Origin of the sequence: Micromonospora sp. NBC_00421, from assembly GCF_036017915.1 — a bacterium.
In the GTDB taxonomy this organism is placed as follows: Bacteria; Actinomycetota; Actinomycetes; order Mycobacteriales; family Micromonosporaceae; genus Micromonospora.
This window is the reverse complement of the sequence record NZ_CP107929.1, coordinates 231,026-249,914: the sequence shown is the minus strand read 5'-3', so window position 1 is coordinate 249,914 and position 18,889 is coordinate 231,026. Positions and strand designations below refer to the sequence as shown.

Genomic DNA, 18,889 nt, shown 5'->3' with positions numbered 1-18,889 from the left:
CCCGGACCAAGCCCCGAAGCCGGTGCGCCCGCTCCCCGCAGGCCGCTGTTCGGCTAGCGGAGACGAGGGCGGTCTCCATCCGTCACCTGACGGTCACCCCGGGTCGCGACGCTGCCGGAGTCAGGAACGAACCGACCTGGGAGGTTCCCGTGGCGCTGTCCCGACGTACCGTCCTGCTCTCCGGTGCGGCCCTCGGCGCGGCCGGCGCGACCGCCGGTCTGCCGACGCCGGCCGACGCCGCCGGCGGGCGTCCGACCCGGCCGGTGGGCACCGCCAGCCACCGGCCGCTGATCTGGCCGTTCACCCTGGGGGTGGCCTCCGGCGACCCCGACCACCAGGGAGTGGTGCTGTGGACCCGGCTGGCCCCGCAACCGCTGGCCGGGGACGGGTTGGGCGGCATGCCCGACCGGGCCGTCGAGGTGCAGTGGGAGGTGGCCGCCGACGAGCTGTTCCGGCACGTCGTACAGCGGGGTACGGAGACCGCCCGGCCCACCTCGGCGCACAGCGTGCACGTCGAGTTGACCGGGTTGCTGCCGGGACGGGAGTACTTCTACCGGTTCCGGGCCGAGGGGCACCTCTCCCCGACCGCGCGCACCCGCACCGCCCCCGACCCGGCATCCCTGCCCACCGCACTGGCCCTGGGCTTCGTCTCCTGCTCCCACTACGAGCAGGGGTACTTCACCGCGTACCGACGGCTGGCCGAGAGCGCGCCGGAGCTGATCCTGCACCTCGGCGACTACCAGTACGAGTACGCCCGGGAGTACGGCCCGGACCGGCCGCGCGGGCACGAGGGGCCGGAGACCCGGACGCTTGCCAACTACCGGCAACGGCACGCCCAGTACAAGACCGACCCGGACCTGCAGGCGGCGCACGCGGTGGCCCCCTGGGCGGTGGTATTCGACGACCACGAGGTGGAGAACAACTGGGCCGGCGCGGTGCCGGAGGAGCCGGACCCGAACTTCCTGGCCCGGCGGGCCGCCGCCTTCCAGGCGTACCACGAGAACATGCCGTTGCGGCGGGCCTCGGTGCCGCGCGGTCCGGACATCGCGCTGTACCGGCGGTTGCGCTGGGGTCGGCTCGCCACCTTCCACCTGCTCGACACCCGGCAGTTCCGTGACGACCAGGCCTGTGGGGACGGCTACCGGGACTGCCCGGCGGCGGCCGACGCGAACCGCACCATCACCGGGACGGCGCAGGAGGCATGGCTGCTGGACGGGTTCCGCCGCTCCGACACCCGCTGGGACCTGCTCGCCCAGCAGGTGTTCTTCGCCGCCCGGGACCGCGACCCCGGGCCGACCCGGCTGACCAGCATGGACGCCTGGGACGGCTACCTGGCCTCCCGGGACCGGATCACCCGGGGCTGGGTGAACGCCGGGGTGCGCAACCCGGTGGTGCTGACCGGGGACGTGCACGCGCACTGGGCGGCCGACCTGAAGCTGGACTACACCGACCCGGCCGCCCGGACGGTCGGCACCGAGCTGGTCTGTTCCTCGGTCACCTCGGGCGGGGACGGGTTCGACTCGGCCAGCGGCTCGCACCCCTGGCTGCGCACCAACCCGCACCTGCGGTTCCAGAACGACCTGCGCGGCTTCGTCCGGACCACGATCACCCCGGCCCAGCTCACGGCGGACTTCATGGTGCTGCCGTACGTGAGCCGGGCGGGTGCCCCGGCCTACGCGCGGGCGTCGTTCGTGGTCGAGGACCGGGTGCCCGGCCTGCACCAGACGTACGACCGCCCACCGACCACGGCCCGCACGCTGCCGCCGCAGGTCGACCGGGACCGGTACACGGTCGAGACGGAGACCGGGCTGCGCTGAGCTTCCCGGCCGGGAAGCTGGTCGGGGCACCCGGGGAGGCGGCCCGGTCGGGTCAGCCGGCAAGGCCGGTCGGGTCAGCCGGCAAGGAAGGAGAAGCGGACCTGGCGGGTCGGGTTGTCGCCGTTGGGGTCCACCAGGCAGACCGACTGCCAGGTGCCGAGCTGGAGCCGGCCGTCGAGCACCGGCAGCGTCGCGTACGGCGGGACGAAGGCGGGCAGCACGTGGTCGCGGCCATGCCCCGGTGAGCCGTGCCGGTGCCGCCAGCGGTCGTCGGTCGGCAGCAGGTCGTCGAGCGCCCGCAGCAGGTCGTCGTCGGAGCCGGCGCCGGTCTCGATGATCGCCACCCCGGCGGTGGCGTGCGGCACGAAGACGTGCAGGAGGCCGTCGCCCTGCCCGGAGACGAACCGCTCGGCCTCGGCCGTGATGTCCGCGACGGTGGGCCGGGAACCGGTCCGGACGGTGATCACCTCACTACGCATGGGGCGCATTCTGCCGCACCGGTCCCGGTACCGCCCGTCATCCCGGACGACCGGGACGGCCGGGACGACCGGGACGACCGGTCCCGTCGGCGGCACCGGCCCGCCCGGCGGGCCGAACGCGTAAAGTTACCGGCGGGTACCTGTGTTCAGCGTCGCGTCTGGGGGAGCTAGACGTGACGACGGGTGCCACCAGAGGGCAGGATGGCGCTAGAGACCTATCCCACACACAACCGAGGGAACGCCTGTGGCTACGGAACGCAAGCGCCCGGTGATCACCGCTGGTCTGCCGAGCCAGCTTCCGGACATCGACCCCGAAGAAACCAGCGAGTGGGTCGAGTCGCTCGACGGTGTCATCGACGAGCGCGGAACCAAACGCGCCCGGTACGTCATGCTGCGCCTGCTGGAGCGGGCCCGCGAGCGGCAGGTCGGGGTGCCGTCCCTGACCACCACCGACTACATCAACACCATCACCCCGGAGCAGGAACCATGGTTCCCGGGTGACGAGCACATCGAGCGGCGGATCCGGGCGTACGTCCGGTGGAACGCGGCGATGCTGGTGCACCGGGCGCAGCGGCCGGAGATCGGCGTCGGTGGGCACATCTCCACCTTCGCCAGCTCCGCCTCCCTCTACGAGGTGGGCTTCAACCACTTCTTCCGGGGCAAGAACCACCCGGGCGGCGGCGACCACATCTTCTACCAGGGACACGCCTCCCCCGGCATGTACGGGCGGGCGTTCCTGGAGGGTCGACTCTCGGAGGACCAGCTCGACGGGTTCCGGCAGGAACTGTCCCACCCGGGCGGCGGGCTGCCGTCGTACCCGCACCCGAGGCTGATGCCGGACTTCTGGGAGTTCCCCACCGTCTCCATGGGGCTGGGGCCGCTGAACGCGATCTACCAGGCCCGGTTCAACCGATACCTCCAGCACCGGGGCATCAAGGACACCTCCCAGCAGCACGTCTGGGCGTTCCTCGGCGACGGCGAGATGGACGAGGTGGAGTCGCTCGGGGCGATCGGCGTGGCCGCCCGCGAGGAGCTGGACAACCTCACCTTCGTGATCAACTGCAACCTCCAGCGGCTGGACGGGCCGGTCCGCGGCAACGGCAAGGTGATGCAGGAGCTGGAGGCGTTCTTCCGGGGTGCCGGGTGGAACGTCATCAAGGTGGTCTGGGGCCGGGAGTGGGACCCGCTGCTCGCCGCGGACACCGACGGCGCGCTGGTCAACCTGATGAACACCACCCCCGACGGTGACTACCAGACCTACAAGGCGGAGTCCGGGGCGTACGTCCGGGAGCACTTCTTCGGCCGCGACCAGCGGACCCGCAAGATGGTCGAGCACCTGTCCGACGACGAGATCTGGAACCTCAAGCGGGGCGGGCACGACTACCGCAAGCTCTACGCGGCCTACAAGGCGGCCACCGAGCACACCGGGCAGCCGACGGTGATCCTGGCCAAGACCATCAAGGGCTGGACGCTGGGCTCGCACTTCGAGGGCCGCAACGCCACGCACCAGATGAAGAAGCTGACGCTGGACGACCTCAAGCTGTTCCGCGACCGGCTCTACCTGGACATCCCCGACAAGGCGCTGGAGGACAACCCCTACCTGCCGCCGTACTACACCCCGGGTGAGTCCTCGGACGAGATGGCGTACCTGCGGGAGCGGCGCGAGCAGCTCGGCGGCTACCTGCCGTCCCGGCGGACCAGCCACAAGAAGCTGACCATCCCGGGGCCGGAGCGGTTCGCCGACGTCAAGCGCGGTTCGGGCAAGCAGAAGGTGGCCACCACGATGGCCTTCGTCCGCCTGCTCAAGGACATCATGAAGGACAAGGAGTTCGGCAAGCGCTGGGTGCCGATCATCCCGGACGAGGCGCGCACCTTCGGCCTGGACTCGATCTTCCCGACCGCGAAGATCTACTCGCCGCACGGTCAGCGGTACACCTCGGTCGACCGGGATCTGTTCCTGTCCTACAAGGAGTCGACCACCGGGCAGATCCTGCACGAGGGGATCAACGAGGCCGGCTCGGTCGCCTCGTTCACCGCCGCCGGCACCTCGTACGCCACCCACGACGAGCCGATGATCCCGATGTACATCTTCTACTCGATGTTCGGGTTCCAGCGCACCGGTGACGGCTTCTGGGCGGCGGCCGACCAGATGGCCCGGGGCTTCGTCCTCGGCGCCACCGCCGGTCGTACCACGCTCAACGGTGAGGGCCTCCAGCACGAGGACGGCCACTCGCTGCTGATCGCCGCCACCAACCCGGCGGTGGTCGCCTACGACGCGGCGTTCGGGTTCGAGCTGGCGCACATCGTGGAGCGCGGCCTGCACCGGATGTACGGCGAGGACCAGGAGAACGTCTTCTACTACCTCACCGTCTACAACGAGCCGATCCACCAGCCGGTCGAGCCGTCCGAGCTGGACGTCGAGGGACTGCTCAAGGGCATCTACCGGTACGCGGCTGCCCCGAAGATCGACGGCCCGAAGGCGAACATCCTGGCCTCCGGCACCGGCATGCAGTGGGCGCTCAAGGCCCAGCAGCTGCTCGCCCAGGACTGGGGGGTGGCGGCCGACGTCTGGTCGGTGACCTCCTGGTCGGAGCTGCGCCGCGACGCGGTGGTCTGCGAGGAGTACAACCTGCTCCACCCGGGCGAGGAGCAGCGGGTGCCGTACATCCAGCAGAAGCTCGCCGACGCGGACGGGCCGAAGGTCGCGGTCAGCGACTGGATGCGCGCGGTGCCGGACCTGATCGCCCGCTGGGTACCGGGCGACTACACCTCGCTCGGCACCGACGGCTTCGGCATGTCGGACACCCGGCACGCGCTGCGCCGGCACTTCCACGTCGACGCCGAGTCGGTGGCGGTCGCGACGCTGCGCCAGCTCGCCCTGCGGGGCACGGTGCCGGCCACCGTCCCGGCCGAGGCGGCCAAGAAGTACGCCATCGACGACGTCAACGCCGCCCCGGTCGGCGAGACCGGCGGCGACAGCTAGTTCCGGCAACGACTCGTCCCCGAGCACGACCCACCTGCGAGCACGACGAAGGGCCCGGCGTTTTCGCGCCGGGCCCTTCGTCGTCTCCTCCACCCGCCTCGCCTCCACCTTCACCTGCCCCACCGCGCCTCGCCCGCCCTTCCCCTTCCGCGTGCGGACCGCTGAACCGCAAGGTCGTGCTCGAACATGGTTGTAGTGGCCTCGGAGTCGGGGGATGTCACTACAACAAGGTCAACACCGTTGCGTTAGGTGGAACGGCTGTTCGTCAACCAGCGCTGCCTCGCCGATCATGGAGTTGTGGTGGGTAGCAGAACGCCCGTAAAACCCCCAAAGTCGGCACCACAACTCCATGATCGCCAAGCGGGCCGCCCACCCCGCTCCCCGATCGGGCACTTCCTGTCCCGGGTTGACCAGCCGCCCACGGCGTTAACGCAACGGTGTTGACAACAAGGTTCCAGCACGACCTTGACCGTGAGCACGCCGCGAGACGGGTGGGGAGCAGCACAGCACAGGAACGAGGTGGGCAGGGCGCGCGGACAGGGCGCGCAGACAAAGGCGCGCGGGCAATGTGCCGGAGTGGGCAGAGCTGCCGGAGTGGGAGGGGGCGGATGACAGTGCGGCGGTGGTCCGGCGTCCCTGGCGGGGAGGTCGGACCACCGCCGGTTCGGGTGGTGTCGGGTGGTGTGCAGAGGTGTCGGGTCAGCCGACGGCGGCCAGGTCGGTGAGGCGGGCCAGCGATTCCTCCAGGTCGGCGCCGACCCGTCGGAGCCCGAGGCGCAGCAGGGCACCCTTCACCGGGCCGGCCGGCCAACGGACCACGATCAGCCGGACGATCGTGCCGCCCTCCTCCTCGTCGGCGGTGAGCTGCACGTAGATCTCGGTGCGCGCCTCCGCGCGGGCACCGGCCCCCTTGGCGCGTTCCCGCCAGCCGATCAGGGTGGGCTCCTGGTAGGCGATCACCTCGGCCTCGTGCGCCGAGCCGCGCCCGGCCTGGACGAGTTGTCGGCGGCCGAAGCCCTCTCCGGAGAGCACCTCGGCTGCCCGGACCCCGGCCAGCCAGGCGGGCAACTGTTCGGCCCGCTGGACGACTTCCCAGACCGCTTCCACCGGTGCCGTCACGTGCGCACTGCGTTCGACGAGGATCATTCTTTTCTTCCCCCACTGAGGACATCCGCGATATTCCGCACTCTATGCGCCAAATCGGACTTACCGGGACGTGTTCGGAAAAAGACACGCCGAGAGCCCTTGCGCCCGCATTGCTTCGCACCTATAGCGCTCGCGGACTTCGCGCCCTAGAGTGCGAGCACGTTTCGCGTTCTGGGAGGGTGGATGACGACCGCACCGATCCCCGGTTTCCCCGCCGGCTTCCGTTGGGGGGTGTCCACCTCCGCGTACCAGATCGAGGGGGGCGCCGACGCCGACGGCCGGGGACCCTCCATCTGGGACACCTTCGCCCACACGCCCGGCCGGATCATCGACGGGAGCACCGGCGACGTGGCCTGCGACCACTACCACCGGCACCGGGAGGACGTCGCGCTGCTGGCCGGGCTCGGGGTCTCGGCCTACCGGTTCTCGATCGCCTGGCCCCGGGTGCGACCCGGCGGGACCGGCCCGGTCAACGCCGCCGGCCTGGACTTCTACGACCGGCTCGTCGACGACCTGCTGGCCGCCGGCATCGACCCGGTGGCCACCCTGTTCCACTGGGACCTGCCGCAACCCCTGGAGGACGCCGGCGGCTGGCTCAACCGGGACACCGCCGGCCACTTCGCCGAGTACGCCGACCTGACCGCCGCCCGCCTCGGCGACCGGGTGAAGCTCTGGATCACCCTCAACGAGCCGTTCATCCACCTGAGCCTCGGCCACGGCACCGGGGAACACGCCCCCGGCCGGACCCTGCTCTTCGACTCCTTCCCGGCCGCCCACCACCAACTGCTCGGGCACGGGCTGGCGGTCGCCGCGCTGCGCGCCCACAGCACCGCGCCGGTGGCCATCGCCAACAACTACTCGCCGGTGGTCCGGCACGGCGACACCGACGCCGACCATGCCGCCGCGGCGGCGTACGACGCGCTGCACAACCACCTGTTCACCGATCCGCTGCTGGGCCGGGGCTACCCGGACGGCTTCGACCCGGGCGTGGTGCGCGACGGCGACCTGGCGGTGATCGCCGCCCCGCTCGACGTGCTCGGGGTCAACTACTACAACCCGACCGGGGTACGCGCCCCCGAGGAGGGCTCGCCGCTGCCCTTCGCGCTGGTCCCGTTGGAGGATTACCCGCGTACCGCGTTCGACTGGCCGGTGGTCCCGGACGGGCTGCGCGACCTGCTCGTCGGCCTGCGCGACCGGTACGGCGACGCGCTGCCGCCGATCCAGATCACCGAGGGCGGCTGCGCCTGGGACGACGTCCCGGACGCCGACGGCCGGGTGCACGACCCGGACCGGATCGCCTACCTCGACGGGCACCTGCGCGCCGTCCGGGCGGCGATCGACGAGGGCGTCGACGTGACCGGATACTTCGTCTGGTCGCTGCTCGACAACTGGGAGTGGGCGGAGGGCTTCACCAAGCGCTTCGGTCTGGTGCACGTCGACTTCGCCACCCAGACCCGTACGCCCAAGTCCTCGTACGCCTGGTACCGCACCCAGGTCGGCCGGGGGTGACCACCGTCGACCCGACGCCGGCCTCGCTACCGGCGGCGCTCGCCGACCCGGTCGTCCCGGTCCGGCGGAGCTGGATCGCGTTGGTCTTCGCGGCCAACCTCGGCGTGTGGATGGCCTTCTTCACCCCGATCCAGGTGCTGCTGCCGCAGCAGGTGGAGCGGATCGCGCCGGACCACAAGGAGGCGATGCTGGCGGTCGTCACCGGGCTGGGCGCGCTGGCGGCAGTGCTGGCCAACCCACTCGCCGGGGCGTTGTCGGACCGTACCTGCCTGCGCGTCGGCGGGCGGGAGTTCGGCCGCCGGCACGTCTGGACCGCCGGCGGCGCGGTGCTCGGCGCGCTGGCGCTGGTGCTGCTGGCCCGGCAGCAGACCATCGCCGGGGTGGCGCTGGGCTGGGTGGCCGCCCAGGTCTGCTTCAACGCGATGCTGGCCAGCCTCACCGCCGGCATCCCCGACCGGGTGCCGGTGGTCCAGCGCGGCGGCGTCTCGGGCTGGGTGGGCATCCCGCAGGCGCTCGGCCTGGTGCTCGGCGCGGTGCTGGTCACCGCCCTGGTCAGCGGCACCGTCCCCGGCTACACGGCGATGGCGCTCGCGGTGCTGCTGCTGTCGCTGCCGTTCGCCTTCCTCACCCCCGACGACCCGCTGCCCCGGGCACACCGTGCGCCGCTGCGGCTGCGCACGCTGGTCGCGTCGATGTGGATCGACCCGCGCCGGCACCCGGATTTCGCCTGGGCCTGGATCACCCGGTTCCTGGTCCAGATCGGCAATGCCCTGGGCACCCTCTACCTGCTGTACTTCCTCACCGACGGGGTGCGTTACCCCGATCCCGAGGGTGGCCTGCTGGTGCTGATCCTGCTCTACACCCTCGGCATGATGCTGACCGCCGTGGTCGCCGGGGTGCTGTCCGACCGGTCCGGCCGGCGCAAGGTCTACGTGATCGTCTCCGGGGTGGTGATGGCGGTGGCCGCGCTGCTGCTGGCGGTCGCGCCGACCTGGTCGATGGCGCTGGTCGCCGCGGTGCTGCTCGGCGCCGGCTACGGCGTCTACCTGTCGGTGGACGCGGCGCTGATCACGGAGGTGCTGCCACGCGCCACCGACCGGGCCAAGGACCTCGGCGTGATCAACATCGCCAACTCCGCACCCCAGGTGCTCGGCCCGGCGCTCTCCGCCCCGATCGTGGTCCACCTGGGCGGCTACCCGACCCTGTACGCGGTGACCGCCGTGGTGACCCTGCTCGGCAGCGCCCTGGTGCTCAAGATCCGCGGGGTCCGCTGAGTACCGGTCCGGTGGCGGGCCGGGGCCGCCGGCACCGGGCCGGGCGCGTGGCAGCGGCGGGCCGGCCCGCTGCCGGCGCGCGCCCGGCACCGGCGTCCTGCCCCCTGGCGAAACCGGGTCGCGCCCGGCCGTAGGCTGGACGACGTGACGGTACGCGTGCGATTCGCCCCCTCCCCGACCGGTATGTTCCATGTCGGCGGTGCCCGCTCGGCGCTGCAGAACTGGATCTACGCCAAGCAGCAGGGCGGGGTGTTCGTGCTGCGCGTCGAGGACACCGACGCCGCCCGCAACAAGCCCGAGTGGACCGAGGGCATCCTGTCCGCGCTGGACTGGATCGGCATCGCCCGGGGCAGCTACGAGGGCCCCTACTTCCAGTCGGCGTACGCCGGTGAGCACCGGGCCGCCGCCCAGCGGCTACACGACGCCGGTCGGGCCTACTACTGCGACTGCACCCGGGATGCCGTGCAGGCCCGTACCGGCTCGCAGTACCAGGGCTACGACGGCTTCTGCCGGGACCGGGGGCTGGCCGCGGGCGAGGGGCGGGCGCTGCGCTTCCGCACCCCCGACGAGGGTACGACCGTGGTGGTCGACCTGATCCGGGGCGAGCCGACCTTCGAGAACAAGCTGATCGAGGACTTCGTCATCGCCCGGGGCGACGGCTCCCCGGTGTTCCTGCTGGCCAACGTCGTGGACGACATGACGATGGGGATCACCCACGTGATCCGGGCCGAGGAGCACCTGCCCAACACCCCGAAGCAGCAGCTGCTCTGGGACGCGCTGGGCGTCAAGCCGCCGATCTGGGCGCACGTCCCGGTCGTGGTCAACGAGAAGCGGCAGAAGCTCTCCAAGCGGCGCGACAAGGTGGCCCTGGAGGCGTACCGGGACGAGGGTTATCTCGCCGCCGCGATGCGCAACTACCTGATGCTGCTCGGCTGGGCGCCCTCGGGCGACCGGGAGATCGTGCCCTGGTCGGTGATCGAGGACGAGTTCCGGTTGGCCGAGGTCAACCCCTCCCCCGCCTTCTTCGACGAGAAGAAGCTGCGCGCGTTCAACGGCGAGTACATCCGCGCCCTGCCTGTCGACGAGTTCGTGGCCGCCTGCCAGCCCTGGCTGACCGGCACCGACACCATCGCGCCGCCGCCGTGGCAGCCTGCGGAGTTCGACGCGGACGCGTTCGCTGCGGTGGCCCCGCTGGCGCAGACCCGGATCGCGGTGCTCAGCGAGATCGTGCCGAACGTCGACTTCCTCTTCGTCGCCGATCCGCTGATCGACGAGGCGGCCTGGGCGAAGGCGATGAAGGAGGGGGCCGCCGACCTGCTCGACGCGGCGATCGCCGGCTACGCGGCCCTCGACTCCTGGGACGCGGAGTCGCTGAAGTCGACGCTGGAGGCGGTCGGCGCGGAGCGAGGCCTGAAGCTGGGTAAGGCGCAGGCTCCGGTCCGGGTGGCGGTCACCGGCCGCACCGTCGGGCTGCCGCTGTTCGAGTCGCTGGAGGTGCTCGGCCGGGAGCGCACCCTCACCCGGCTGCGCGCCGCCCGGCTCCGGCTGGTCTGACGGACATCGCGGCCGGCCGGCGTCGAGGACGCGGTCGACCAGTGCTCCCTGGCCAGGCCCGCCGGTGACCGGCAGGCCGACGTCGACGAGACGGTGAACCGGGTCCGGCGTACCCGGGTCAGGGGCGGGCGGCGCGGCGGCGGAGAAACAGGCCTGCGGCGAGCGCGGCGAGCAGCGCCAGGCCGGCACCGACCGCCCAGAGCCAACCCCGGCCGGCGTCGTCGGTGCCGGCGGTCGCGACCGGGGCGGCCGACGAGGACGCCGGTGCCGGGCTGCTGCTCTCCGTCGGCGTCGGGGCGGTGCTGGCCGACGGGGTGGCCGACGGCGACGGGGGCGTGGCGGCGGTGCCGGTGGTGAGGGTGAACCGCACCTCCCCCTTGATCGGATGCCCGTCGCTGGAGGGGAGTCGGTACTCGACGATGTAGAGGCCGGCCGCACCGGGGGCGAAGGGCACACTGACCCGGCTGCCGGAGAAGGTCGGCGCGCCGCCGGAGGCCGGGACGTTGTCCGGTCCGACCACTGTGATCTTCGTCCTGTCCGGATCGAGCTTGGCCAGGAAGCGCAGCTCGACCTTGGCCGGCGCGGTGGCGATCCGCGCACCGTTCACCGGGTTGCTGCCGGTCAGCGAGTTGTGCGCGTACGCCGGTGTCGGTGCCAGCAGCGCCGCTGCGAGCACCACGCCGACGAGCACCGACACCGCCCGCGCCACCTGTGGGATCCTGCCCCCCATGATGCCCTCCGCAAAGGTACGATCCGCCCACTGATCGCGCGGATGTCTTTTGGTCGTTCCGGGATCGCAGATAGTTCCACATATTGTTCCCAGAGCTGCGTCCGCGCGATGTTCCATGGAGTCTATGAGGTGGGGCCGGCGCTGCCCGGTCGACCACCGACGTCGACCGACCCGCACGTGACCCGCAGCACAGCCATCCATCGAACGGGGCGAGGAGGCGGCGATGGTCGAAAGGGTGAGGCGACTGCTCGCAGTGGTCGCCATGGTGGCGGTGGTGGTGGTGACCACCGGTCCGGCGGCGCAGGCGGTCGGGACGCACCGGGCCGCGCCGAAGACGCCCCCCGCCGGGGTGGACATCACCGGCGTCGGGCTGACCGAGCCGTTGCGACTGCGGACGGACACCGCACCGACCCATGTGGTCGCGGTCATCGACCAGGTCAGCTGGTTCGGCCGTACCGGCGAGGCGAAGGGGCCCAAGCCGGCCGACCTCGGTCCGAAGTACACGATCGTGGTGCTCGCCGGGGACGCGCCGAAGCAGACGTACGACCTCTATCCGCTGGCCAAGGGTGGCCCCCGGGCCTACCGACCGGCCAAGCAGCCCGACCTGCGCAAGACCATCGCCGGTTGGTTCCTCGGCCGCCTCACCATGTCCGAGACGCTGCGGGCCGCCGGGGTGCCGCTGGAGCCGCAGCTCGACACGGTCACCGGTGGCGTCGGTGGCGGCGAGCGGGTACTCCCGGAGGACGCCCTGAACCCGGGCCGGGACATCGACGGCGCGATCGACGAACTTCAGCGGCTGCTACTGCTCAACGTCGGCGTGATGCTGATGATCACCGTCGGCCTGGCAGGCATCGCCCTGCTGGTCCGCCGCCGCACCCGCTGACCTCAGCGCCGTCCACTGCCGCACCCGCCGCTGAGGTCAGCGCCGTCGACCGCCGCCTCGGTCGGGCCGCCAGCCGGCGCGGCGGCGGGTGGTCAGCACCAGCGGTGTGGCGGGCGTTGGAGGCGCTGTGGACGCCGACCGGGGCGTACCGGGCCGTGCCGGTGGGCACCGGCCCAACCGGCCAGATTGCTGCGGCAGGCCCGGGTCGGCGCGTCCGACGGCCCGACCGGGCCGGGCTCCACCGCTGCCGGCCGGGACGCCGCACCGTCGGCTGTCTCGGCGCTGCGCTGTCGGGGCGGTACCGGATCGTCGTCGACCCGCTCGACCCGACAGACCTGGTCCGTCGACGACCGGCGGTGCGGTCGCGCCGAGCCCGGCTGGTCGTGCTGACCCGGCCGGCAGGGCTCGCCCTGGGCGCAGCCGTGCTCGGCCTCCCCGTGCGCCATCCCGGTCTCCTCACCCTCGCGTCGCGCGCCGGGACGGCACCCCGGCGCGGCAGTGCCACCGTACTGGCCGACACCGACACGCCGTGCAGCGCGTACCCCCGGTGTCAGGACTTCGGGCGGCGCGGGAAGATCGTCTCCCAGACCGGGAACGCGACCAGCCAGATCAGCAGCCCCACGGTGAGGTTGCGGATCCAGTCCGACAGCTCCCGGGTGCGCTCGGTGTCGCCCACCAGGACGATCGCGGCGGCCAGCAGCGCGCACGCGACGGCCCAACCGAGCAGGGCCTTGCCCCACTCCCGCCACTCGTACCGGGTCCGTGCCCAGCCGTACCGGGGCGGCCTGACCGGCGGCGGCCCACCCGCGAAGCGGTACGCGAACCGCTGGTCCGCCCAGCGGATCAGCGAGTGCCCGAACGCCACCGAGAAGCCGAGGTAGACGGCGGCCAACCCGTGGGTGGCGTCCGCGGTGGTCCCCCGGCGCAGGTCCACCGCCGCCGCGCCCAGCAGCACCAGGTCGACCAGCGGGACACAGACCAGCAACGCCGCGCCCAGCCGGGGCCGCCGCAGCGGGTACCGGGCGACCAGCCCCGCGGCGAGCAGCACCCAGAATCCGATCTCACATCCGACGATGACCGCCAGCACCATGCCTACCTCCCCGTTCCGCTCCAGCGTGCCGCCGACGTGCTGGTGCTGACCACCTTCGACCTGGACGAGTACGTCTTCGGCGCGCTGCGCGCCGGGGCGGCCGGCTTCCTGCTCAAGGACACCGACGCGCCCGGACTGGTGGCGGCGGTGCGGACGGTGGCCCGGGGCGAGGGGGTGATCGCCCCGACCCTGACCCGGCGGTTGATCTCGGCGTTCGCGGCGACCGCGCCGGGTGCCACCGGGGCGGACCGGGCGGCCGTGGCGGCGTTGACCCCCCGCGAGCGGGACGTGTTGGCCTGCCTGGGCGTCGGCCTGTCCAACCAGCAGATCGCCGACCGGCTGGCGGTGGCGGAGAGCACCGCCAAGACCCACGTGAGCCGGATCCTGGCGAAGTTGGCACTGCGCAGCCGGGTGCAGGCGGCGATCCTGGCCCAGGAAATGGCGCTGCCCGTGTCACCGCCAGAAGACGGGCATTCATAGAGATTCGTCTATTGACTACCGGTCCGGGCGGCCATAGCCTGCTGCTCAGCAGCGTGTCTTACCGGCCGGCACCTTGGCGTCCGACGCCGTGGCCGGCCCGAGATCCGCCGGATCGGAGGAATGGTCATGATCGCGTCCAGACGGTCCGTCCTGACGGCGAGCGCCATCGTCGTCGGCACCACCATCGTCGCCCTCGGCATGACCACGGTCGCCGGCGGCACACCGGCCACCGCCACCACGGCGGGCGGGTGCACCGCCACCGTCCGGGTCGACTCCCGCTGGGGCAGTGGGGCCAGCGGCGGCCAGATCCTCACCTTCACCGTCGCCAACACCTCGTCGTCGACCGCCCACCGGTGGACGGTCACCTGGCCGCTCGTCGACGGTCAACGGGTCGTGTCGTCCTGGAACACCTCGATCGGCGCGGATGGCGGCACCGCGACCGCGACCAACGCGCCGTACAACGGGGTGCTGGCCTCGGGCGCGTCGACCACCTTCGGCGTCCAGCTCGCCGGCCCCACCGCGACGCCCACGCCGAGCTGCACCAACGACGCCGCCCCGCCGACCACCGTCAGCCCACCGAGTGGAGCCGACGTCACCGTCCGGGAGGCCGACAACCAGCGCACGGTCACCCTGTTCGTCGGGCAGACGCTGGGGGTGGCCCTGGCCGCCGACTACCTGCCTCCCACGGTCACCGGGCCTGCGCTCTCCCCCGTCTCGACAAGCGGCGGTTATCCGACCGGGCAGCCGCTGGCGGCGACCTTCCGCGCGGTGACGCCGGGCACCGCCGACCTGACCACCCGAACCGACCACGCCTGCCGGCACACCACCCCGCCGTGCGCCCTGCCCAGCCTGATGTGGACGGTGCACGTCGCCGTCATCGAGCTGCCGTCGACCGGCACCGGGCAGACCGTCGTGGTCACCGCCCCCGACAACCAGCGCGACCTCACGCTGCGCGTCGGTGACACCCTCGTGGTGAGCCTGGCCAGCAACTACCTGCCGCCGACCGTCACCCCCGCCGGTGTCGTGGTGGCACGGGAGGTGACCGGCGGTTACCCGACCGACCAGCCGCTCGTCGCCCGCTACCTGGCCACCGCCCCGGGGCAGGTCGACGTCGCCACCATCACCGACAACGCCTGCCGGCACGCACCCACACCGTGCCCCTCCCCCCAGGTGCGCTGGGTCGTCCACGTCACCGTCACCGCCTGAACCACCGCCGGACGACGCCCGTGACCCGGCCGACGCCCCGCCGCCGGCGACCCGGCCGACGCCGGGGGGCCGACCGGGGGCCCACCCCGTGCTGACCACCCCCGGCGTGCGTCCCGCCGCCCGCGCGACCCGGTGACCCGGACCGGTTCACGGGTGGACCGGAGCCCGCGTCGAGGCCCTGCTCAGGGCATGTCAGGCTGGTGTGGTGAACGAACCGGGTGGGATGGAACTGACGGCCACCCTGCGCCGGATCGAACGGGCGGCGGGGGCGCTGGCCACGGCCAGCGTGGTCCGGATGGACGAGAGCCTGCCCTGGTTCCGTGAGCTGCCGGCCGACCAGCGTTCCTGGGTGATGCTGGTGGCGCAGGCCGGCGCCCGGTCCCTGGTCGAGTGGCTGGGCTCCGGCGGCGGCACCACGGACAGCACCCAGGAGGTTTCCGACGAGGTGTTCGCCACCGCGCCGCTGGCCCTGGCCCGGTCGATCAGCCTCCAGCAGACGGTGGCGCTGATCAAGGTGACCATCGACGTGGTCGAGGAGCAGGTGTCGCACCTGGCCGCGCCGGGCGAGGAGCAGCAGCTGCGCGAGGCGGTGCTGCGCTTCTCCCGGGAGATCGCCTTCGCCGCCGCCCGGGTCTACGCCCGCGCCGCCGAGTCGCGGGGTTCCTGGGACGCCCGGTTGCAGGCGCTGCTCGTCGACGCCCTGCTGCGCGGCGACTCCCCCGACGTGCTGGCCAGCCGGGCCGCCGCGCTGGGCTGGGCGGACGCGCCGCCGGTGGCGGTGGCGGTGGGCCGGTCCCCCGGCGGGGAGGTGGCCGCCGTGCTGCACACCGTCTACCGGCACGCCCGCCGGATCGGGGTGGAGGTGATCGGTGGCGTGCACGGCGACCGGCTGGTCATCGTGCTCGGTGGCGCGGCCGACCCGATGGCCGCCACCGAGAAGCTGCTGCCCGCGTTCGGCGAGGGTCCGGTGGTGGTCGGTCCCGCCGTACCCAGTCTGGACGAGGCGACGGACTCGGCGCGGGCGGCGCTGGCCGGCTACCGGGCGGCGCCGGCCTGGCCGACCGCGCCCCGGCCGGTGCCCGCGGCCGACCTGCTGCCCGAGCGGGCGCTCGCCGGGGACGCCGAGGCCCGCCGCCGGCTGCGCCACGACGTGTACGCCACCCTGGTGCGCGCCGGCGGCGAACTGCTGGAGACGCTCGACGCCTTCTTCGCCGCCGGCGGGACGCTGGAGAGCGCGGCGCGGGCGCTCTTCGTCCACCCGAATACGGTGCGTTACCGGCTGCGCCGGATCGCCGAGGTGACCGGCTTCTCCCCGCTGACTCCCCGCGACGCGTTCGCGCTCCAGGTGGCACTCACGGTGGGTCGGCTCGACCCGATCGTCCCGGCCGGCGTACCCGGGCCGACCCAGCGATGACGCCGGGTGACCGATGGTCAGGCCCGATAGGCGACGATCACCGCCGATATTTGTAGGAAACCTCCAAGAGTTCTAGTGCGGTTTGGTGTCAGCCCGCACAGCGCTACCCCGAGGTATCGGGAAGAGTCATAGACGTGCTCGCCGTCCTCTCTCCCGGCCAGGGTTCCCAGAAGCCCGGCTTCCTGACGCCCTGGCTCGACCTGCGCGGGGTCGAGTCACGGCTGCGCTGGTGGTCGGTGCCGGCCGGGGTCGACCTGGTCCGGCTCGGCACCGAGGCGGATGCCGACGAGATCCGGGACACCGCCCGCACCCAGCCGCTGCTGGTGGCCTCGGCCCTGCTGGCTGCCGAGCAGTTGCCACTGCACGACGTGAACCTGGTCGCCGGGCACAGCGTCGGCGAGCTGGCGGCCGCCGCGCTGGCCGAGGTGTTCTCCGCCGAGACCGCGATCACCCTCGCCGGGATACGCGGCCGGGAGATGGCCGCCGCCTGCGCCCTGGAGCCGACCGGGATGGCCGCCGTGCTCGGCGGGGACCCGGACGAGGTGCTCGCCACCCTGACCACCCACGGCCTGCACCCGGCCAACCGCAACGGCGGCGGTCAGGTGGTCGCCGCCGGGGCGCTCGACGCGCTGGACAAGCTCGCCGCCGAACCCCCGGCGAAGGCCCGGATCGTCCGGCTCAAGGTCGCCGGGGCGTTCCACACCCCGTACATGGCCCCCGCCGAGCAGGCGCTTGCCGCCGTCGCCGCCGGGATCACCCCGTCGACTCCGGCCCGGATCCTGCTCTCCGACCTCGACGGCGTCGCCGTCCCGCACGGCCGGGAAGTGGTCCACCGGCTGGTCCGGCAGGTCACCGCGCCGGTGCGCTGGGACCTGTGCATGCGTGCGCTCGCCGACCTGGGGGTCACCGGCGTGCTCGAACTTCCCCCGGCCGGCACCCTGGCCGGGCTGGTCAAGCGGGAGCTCAAGGCCACCGGAGCGCCGGAGATCGTCACCCTGAACACCCCAGACGACCTGCCCGCCGCCCGGGACCTGATCGCCCGGCACAGCGGCCCGCCCGGTCACCGGCCGACGCCGGCCCGGTCCCGGGTGGTCGTCGCCCCCGCCGTCGGCCCGTTCACCCCGGCGGAGGGCCTCGCCGAGGGTGCCCACCTGAGCACCGGACAGGTGCTCGGGCAGGTGACCACCCGGCAGGGGCCGGTCGAGGTGGCCGCGCACGACAGCGGCCCGCTCACCGAATGGCTCGCCCACCACGCCGACCCGGTCGCGCCGGGCCAACCCATCGCCCGCATCGGAGGCCACGCATGAGCGGCAGTCGGATCGTCGCCCTCGGGCACTACCAGCCGTCCCGGGTGGTGACCAACAACGACATCGCCCAGTTCGTCGACACCAACGACGAGTGGATCAGAGACCGGGTGGGCATCGCCAGCCGGCGGATCGCCGACGGCGAGACCGTCGCCGACATGGCCACCGCCGCCGCCGACAAGGCGCTTGCCAACTCGGGCCTCACCGCCGCCGACATCGACCTGGTGGTGGTCGCCACCTGTACCTCGATCGACCGCAGCCCGAACGTGGCCTGCCGGGTCGCCGCCAAGCTGGGCATCACCGCCCCCGGCGCGTTCGACCTGAACACCGCCTGCTCCGGTTTCGCCTACGCCCTGGGCACCGTCGACCACGCCATCCGTGCCGGCGCGTCGCGTAACGCGCTCGTCATCGGTGCCGAGAAGCTCTCCGACTTCACCGACTGGACCGACCGCTCGACCTGCATCATCTTCGCCGACGGTGCCGGCGCGGCGGTGGTCACCGCCACCGCCGACGACGAGCCTGCCGGGATCGGGCCGGTGGTGTGGGGCTCCGCGCCGGACAAGAGCGACGCGGTACGCATCGAGGGCTGGCGGCCGTACATCGCGCAGGAGGGCCAGTCGGTGTTCCGCTGGGCCACCACCGCGCTGGCCCCGCTCGCCCTCCAGGCCTGCGAGAAGGCCGGCGTCGACCCGTCGGAGCTGGCTGCCTTCGTGCCGCACCAGGCCAACTCGCGGATCATCGACGGCATCGCCAAGCGGCTGAACATCCCGCAGGCGATCATCGCCAAGGACATCGTCGAATCCGGCAACACCTCGGCGGCGAGCGTGCCGCTGGCCCTGTCCAAGCTGGTCGAGCGGCGGGAGGTGCCCTCGGGTGCCCCGGTGCTGCTGTTCGGCTTCGGCGGTGGGCTGACCTACGCAGGTCAGGTAGTCCGCTGCCCCTGAAGACCCGCCGCGGTCGGCGACCGCGGCGCACCGCCATCCGGCGGAGAACAAACCCCGATGAGAGGAACCCACCGCA

The 18,889-nt window shown here is 72.7% G+C and carries 16 protein-coding genes; 11 read left to right on the top strand and 5 right to left on the bottom strand.

The annotated features are described in order from the left end of the window. Positions 1 to 149 precede the first annotated feature (149 nt). Positions 150 to 1,817, top strand: a complete 1,668-nt coding sequence (locus tag OHQ87_RS01100) for an alkaline phosphatase D family protein (RefSeq protein WP_328344086.1) — start codon at positions 150 to 152, stop codon at positions 1,815 to 1,817. Between the two features lie 74 nt (positions 1,818 to 1,891). On the opposite strand, the gene OHQ87_RS01095 is transcribed toward OHQ87_RS01100, so the two are convergent. Beyond that, positions 1,892 to 2,296 carry a YjbQ family protein gene (locus OHQ87_RS01095; RefSeq protein ID WP_328344084.1) on the bottom strand — a complete coding sequence of 135 codons (405 nt, stop codon included), beginning with the start codon at positions 2,294 to 2,296 and terminating at the stop codon, positions 1,892 to 1,894. Positions 2,297 to 2,540: 244 nt separating this feature from the next. Here OHQ87_RS01095 and aceE point away from each other — a divergent pair, with 244 nt between their 5' ends. Further along, on the top strand, positions 2,541 to 5,279 hold the full coding sequence (gene aceE, locus OHQ87_RS01090; protein WP_328344081.1) for a pyruvate dehydrogenase (acetyl-transferring), homodimeric type: 2,739 nt from the start codon (positions 2,541 to 2,543) through the stop codon (positions 5,277 to 5,279). A 699-nt stretch (positions 5,280 to 5,978) separates the two neighbouring features. On the opposite strand, the gene OHQ87_RS01085 is transcribed toward aceE, so the two are convergent. Further along, the gene (locus tag OHQ87_RS01085; RefSeq protein WP_328344079.1) at positions 5,979 to 6,425 is read right to left on the bottom strand and encodes an SRPBCC family protein; all 447 of its coding nucleotides are present in this window, start codon (positions 6,423 to 6,425) and stop codon (positions 5,979 to 5,981) included. 183 nt (positions 6,426 to 6,608) lie between these two features. Here OHQ87_RS01085 and OHQ87_RS01080 point away from each other — a divergent pair, with 183 nt between their 5' ends. The 3 genes from OHQ87_RS01080 to gltX all read left to right on the top strand — a co-directional run bounded on the left by OHQ87_RS01080 (position 6,609) and on the right by gltX (position 10,762). Beyond that, complete coding sequence (locus tag OHQ87_RS01080) at positions 6,609 to 7,934, top strand: GH1 family beta-glucosidase (RefSeq protein WP_328344077.1); 1,326 nt, start codon at positions 6,609 to 6,611, stop codon at positions 7,932 to 7,934. Continuing rightward, on the top strand, positions 7,931 to 9,208 hold the full coding sequence (locus OHQ87_RS01075) for an MFS transporter (protein ID WP_328344075.1): 1,278 nt from the start codon (positions 7,931 to 7,933) through the stop codon (positions 9,206 to 9,208). Before OHQ87_RS01080 ends, OHQ87_RS01075 begins: the two co-directional genes overlap by 4 nt. Positions 9,209 to 9,352: 144 nt before the next feature. Further along, a complete protein-coding gene (gene gltX / locus OHQ87_RS01070; protein WP_328344073.1) occupies positions 9,353 to 10,762 on the top strand; it encodes a glutamate--tRNA ligase in 1,410 nt (469 codons plus the stop codon). 118 nt (positions 10,763 to 10,880) lie between these two features. Here gltX and OHQ87_RS01065 read toward each other — a convergent pair whose 3' ends face one another. Then, a complete protein-coding gene (locus tag OHQ87_RS01065) occupies positions 10,881 to 11,492 on the bottom strand; it encodes a copper resistance CopC family protein (protein WP_328344071.1) in 612 nt (203 codons plus the stop codon). Positions 11,493 to 11,715: 223 nt separating this feature from the next. On the opposite strand from OHQ87_RS01065, the gene OHQ87_RS01060 reads away from it, so the two are divergent. Then, complete coding sequence (locus tag OHQ87_RS01060) at positions 11,716 to 12,375, top strand: hypothetical protein (RefSeq protein WP_328344069.1); 660 nt, start codon at positions 11,716 to 11,718, stop codon at positions 12,373 to 12,375. A 92-nt stretch (positions 12,376 to 12,467) separates the two neighbouring features. Here the strand turns inward: OHQ87_RS01060 and OHQ87_RS01055 are convergent, their stop codons facing one another. Then, a complete protein-coding gene (locus OHQ87_RS01055) occupies positions 12,468 to 12,821 on the bottom strand; it encodes a hypothetical protein (RefSeq protein ID WP_328344068.1) in 354 nt (117 codons plus the stop codon). Between the two features lie 104 nt (positions 12,822 to 12,925). After that, on the bottom strand, positions 12,926 to 13,465 hold the full coding sequence (locus OHQ87_RS01050) for a hypothetical protein (protein ID WP_328344066.1): 540 nt from the start codon (positions 13,463 to 13,465) through the stop codon (positions 12,926 to 12,928). A gap of 36 nt (positions 13,466 to 13,501) precedes the next feature. On the opposite strand from OHQ87_RS01050, the gene OHQ87_RS01045 reads away from it, so the two are divergent. From OHQ87_RS01045 to OHQ87_RS01025, 5 genes are all read left to right on the top strand, one after another. Next, the gene (locus OHQ87_RS01045) at positions 13,502 to 13,945 is read left to right on the top strand and encodes a LuxR C-terminal-related transcriptional regulator (RefSeq protein ID WP_442930641.1); all 444 of its coding nucleotides are present in this window, start codon (positions 13,502 to 13,504) and stop codon (positions 13,943 to 13,945) included. Positions 13,946 to 14,071: 126 nt separating this feature from the next. Beyond that, positions 14,072 to 15,151 carry a cellulose binding domain-containing protein gene (locus OHQ87_RS01040; RefSeq protein WP_328344064.1) on the top strand — a complete coding sequence of 360 codons (1,080 nt, stop codon included), beginning with the start codon at positions 14,072 to 14,074 and terminating at the stop codon, positions 15,149 to 15,151. A gap of 223 nt (positions 15,152 to 15,374) precedes the next feature. Further along, positions 15,375 to 16,565: a PucR family transcriptional regulator gene (locus OHQ87_RS01035; protein WP_328348701.1), complete on the top strand. Its 1,191-nt coding sequence runs from the start codon at positions 15,375 to 15,377 to the stop codon at positions 16,563 to 16,565. Between the two features lie 134 nt (positions 16,566 to 16,699). After that, entirely contained in the window at positions 16,700 to 17,872 is a 1,173-nt protein-coding gene (locus OHQ87_RS01030) for an acyltransferase domain-containing protein (protein WP_328344062.1), read from the top strand. Then, positions 17,869 to 18,813, top strand: coding sequence for a beta-ketoacyl-ACP synthase III (locus OHQ87_RS01025; RefSeq protein ID WP_328344060.1), 945 nt, complete (start codon positions 17,869 to 17,871; stop codon positions 18,811 to 18,813). The genes OHQ87_RS01030 and OHQ87_RS01025 overlap by 4 nt, the downstream gene beginning before the upstream one ends. The last annotated feature ends 76 nt before the right edge of the window (positions 18,814 to 18,889 follow it).

Excerpts from the sequence above, each read along its gene's own strand:
- OHQ87_RS01025 (WP_328344060.1), top strand. The coding sequence starts at position 17,869 with ATGAGCGGCAGTCGGATCGTCGCCCTCGGGCACTACCAGCCGTCCCGG.
- OHQ87_RS01060 (WP_328344069.1), top strand. The coding sequence starts at position 11,716 with ATGGTCGAAAGGGTGAGGCGACTGCTCGCAGTGGTCGCCATGGTGGCG.
- OHQ87_RS01080 (WP_328344077.1), top strand. The coding sequence starts at position 6,609 with ATGACGACCGCACCGATCCCCGGTTTCCCCGCCGGCTTCCGTTGGGGG.
- OHQ87_RS01095 (WP_328344084.1), bottom strand. The coding sequence starts at position 2,296 with ATGCGTAGTGAGGTGATCACCGTCCGGACCGGTTCCCGGCCCACCGTC.
- OHQ87_RS01085 (WP_328344079.1), bottom strand. The coding sequence starts at position 6,425 with ATGATCCTCGTCGAACGCAGTGCGCACGTGACGGCACCGGTGGAAGCG.
- OHQ87_RS01035 (WP_328348701.1), top strand. The coding sequence starts at position 15,375 with ATGGAACTGACGGCCACCCTGCGCCGGATCGAACGGGCGGCGGGGGCG.
- OHQ87_RS01055 (WP_328344068.1), bottom strand. The coding sequence starts at position 12,821 with ATGGCGCACGGGGAGGCCGAGCACGGCTGCGCCCAGGGCGAGCCCTGC.
- OHQ87_RS01050 (WP_328344066.1), bottom strand. The coding sequence starts at position 13,465 with ATGGTGCTGGCGGTCATCGTCGGATGTGAGATCGGATTCTGGGTGCTG.
- OHQ87_RS01065 (WP_328344071.1), bottom strand. The coding sequence starts at position 11,492 with ATGGGGGGCAGGATCCCACAGGTGGCGCGGGCGGTGTCGGTGCTCGTC.
- OHQ87_RS01040 (WP_328344064.1), top strand. The coding sequence starts at position 14,072 with ATGATCGCGTCCAGACGGTCCGTCCTGACGGCGAGCGCCATCGTCGTC.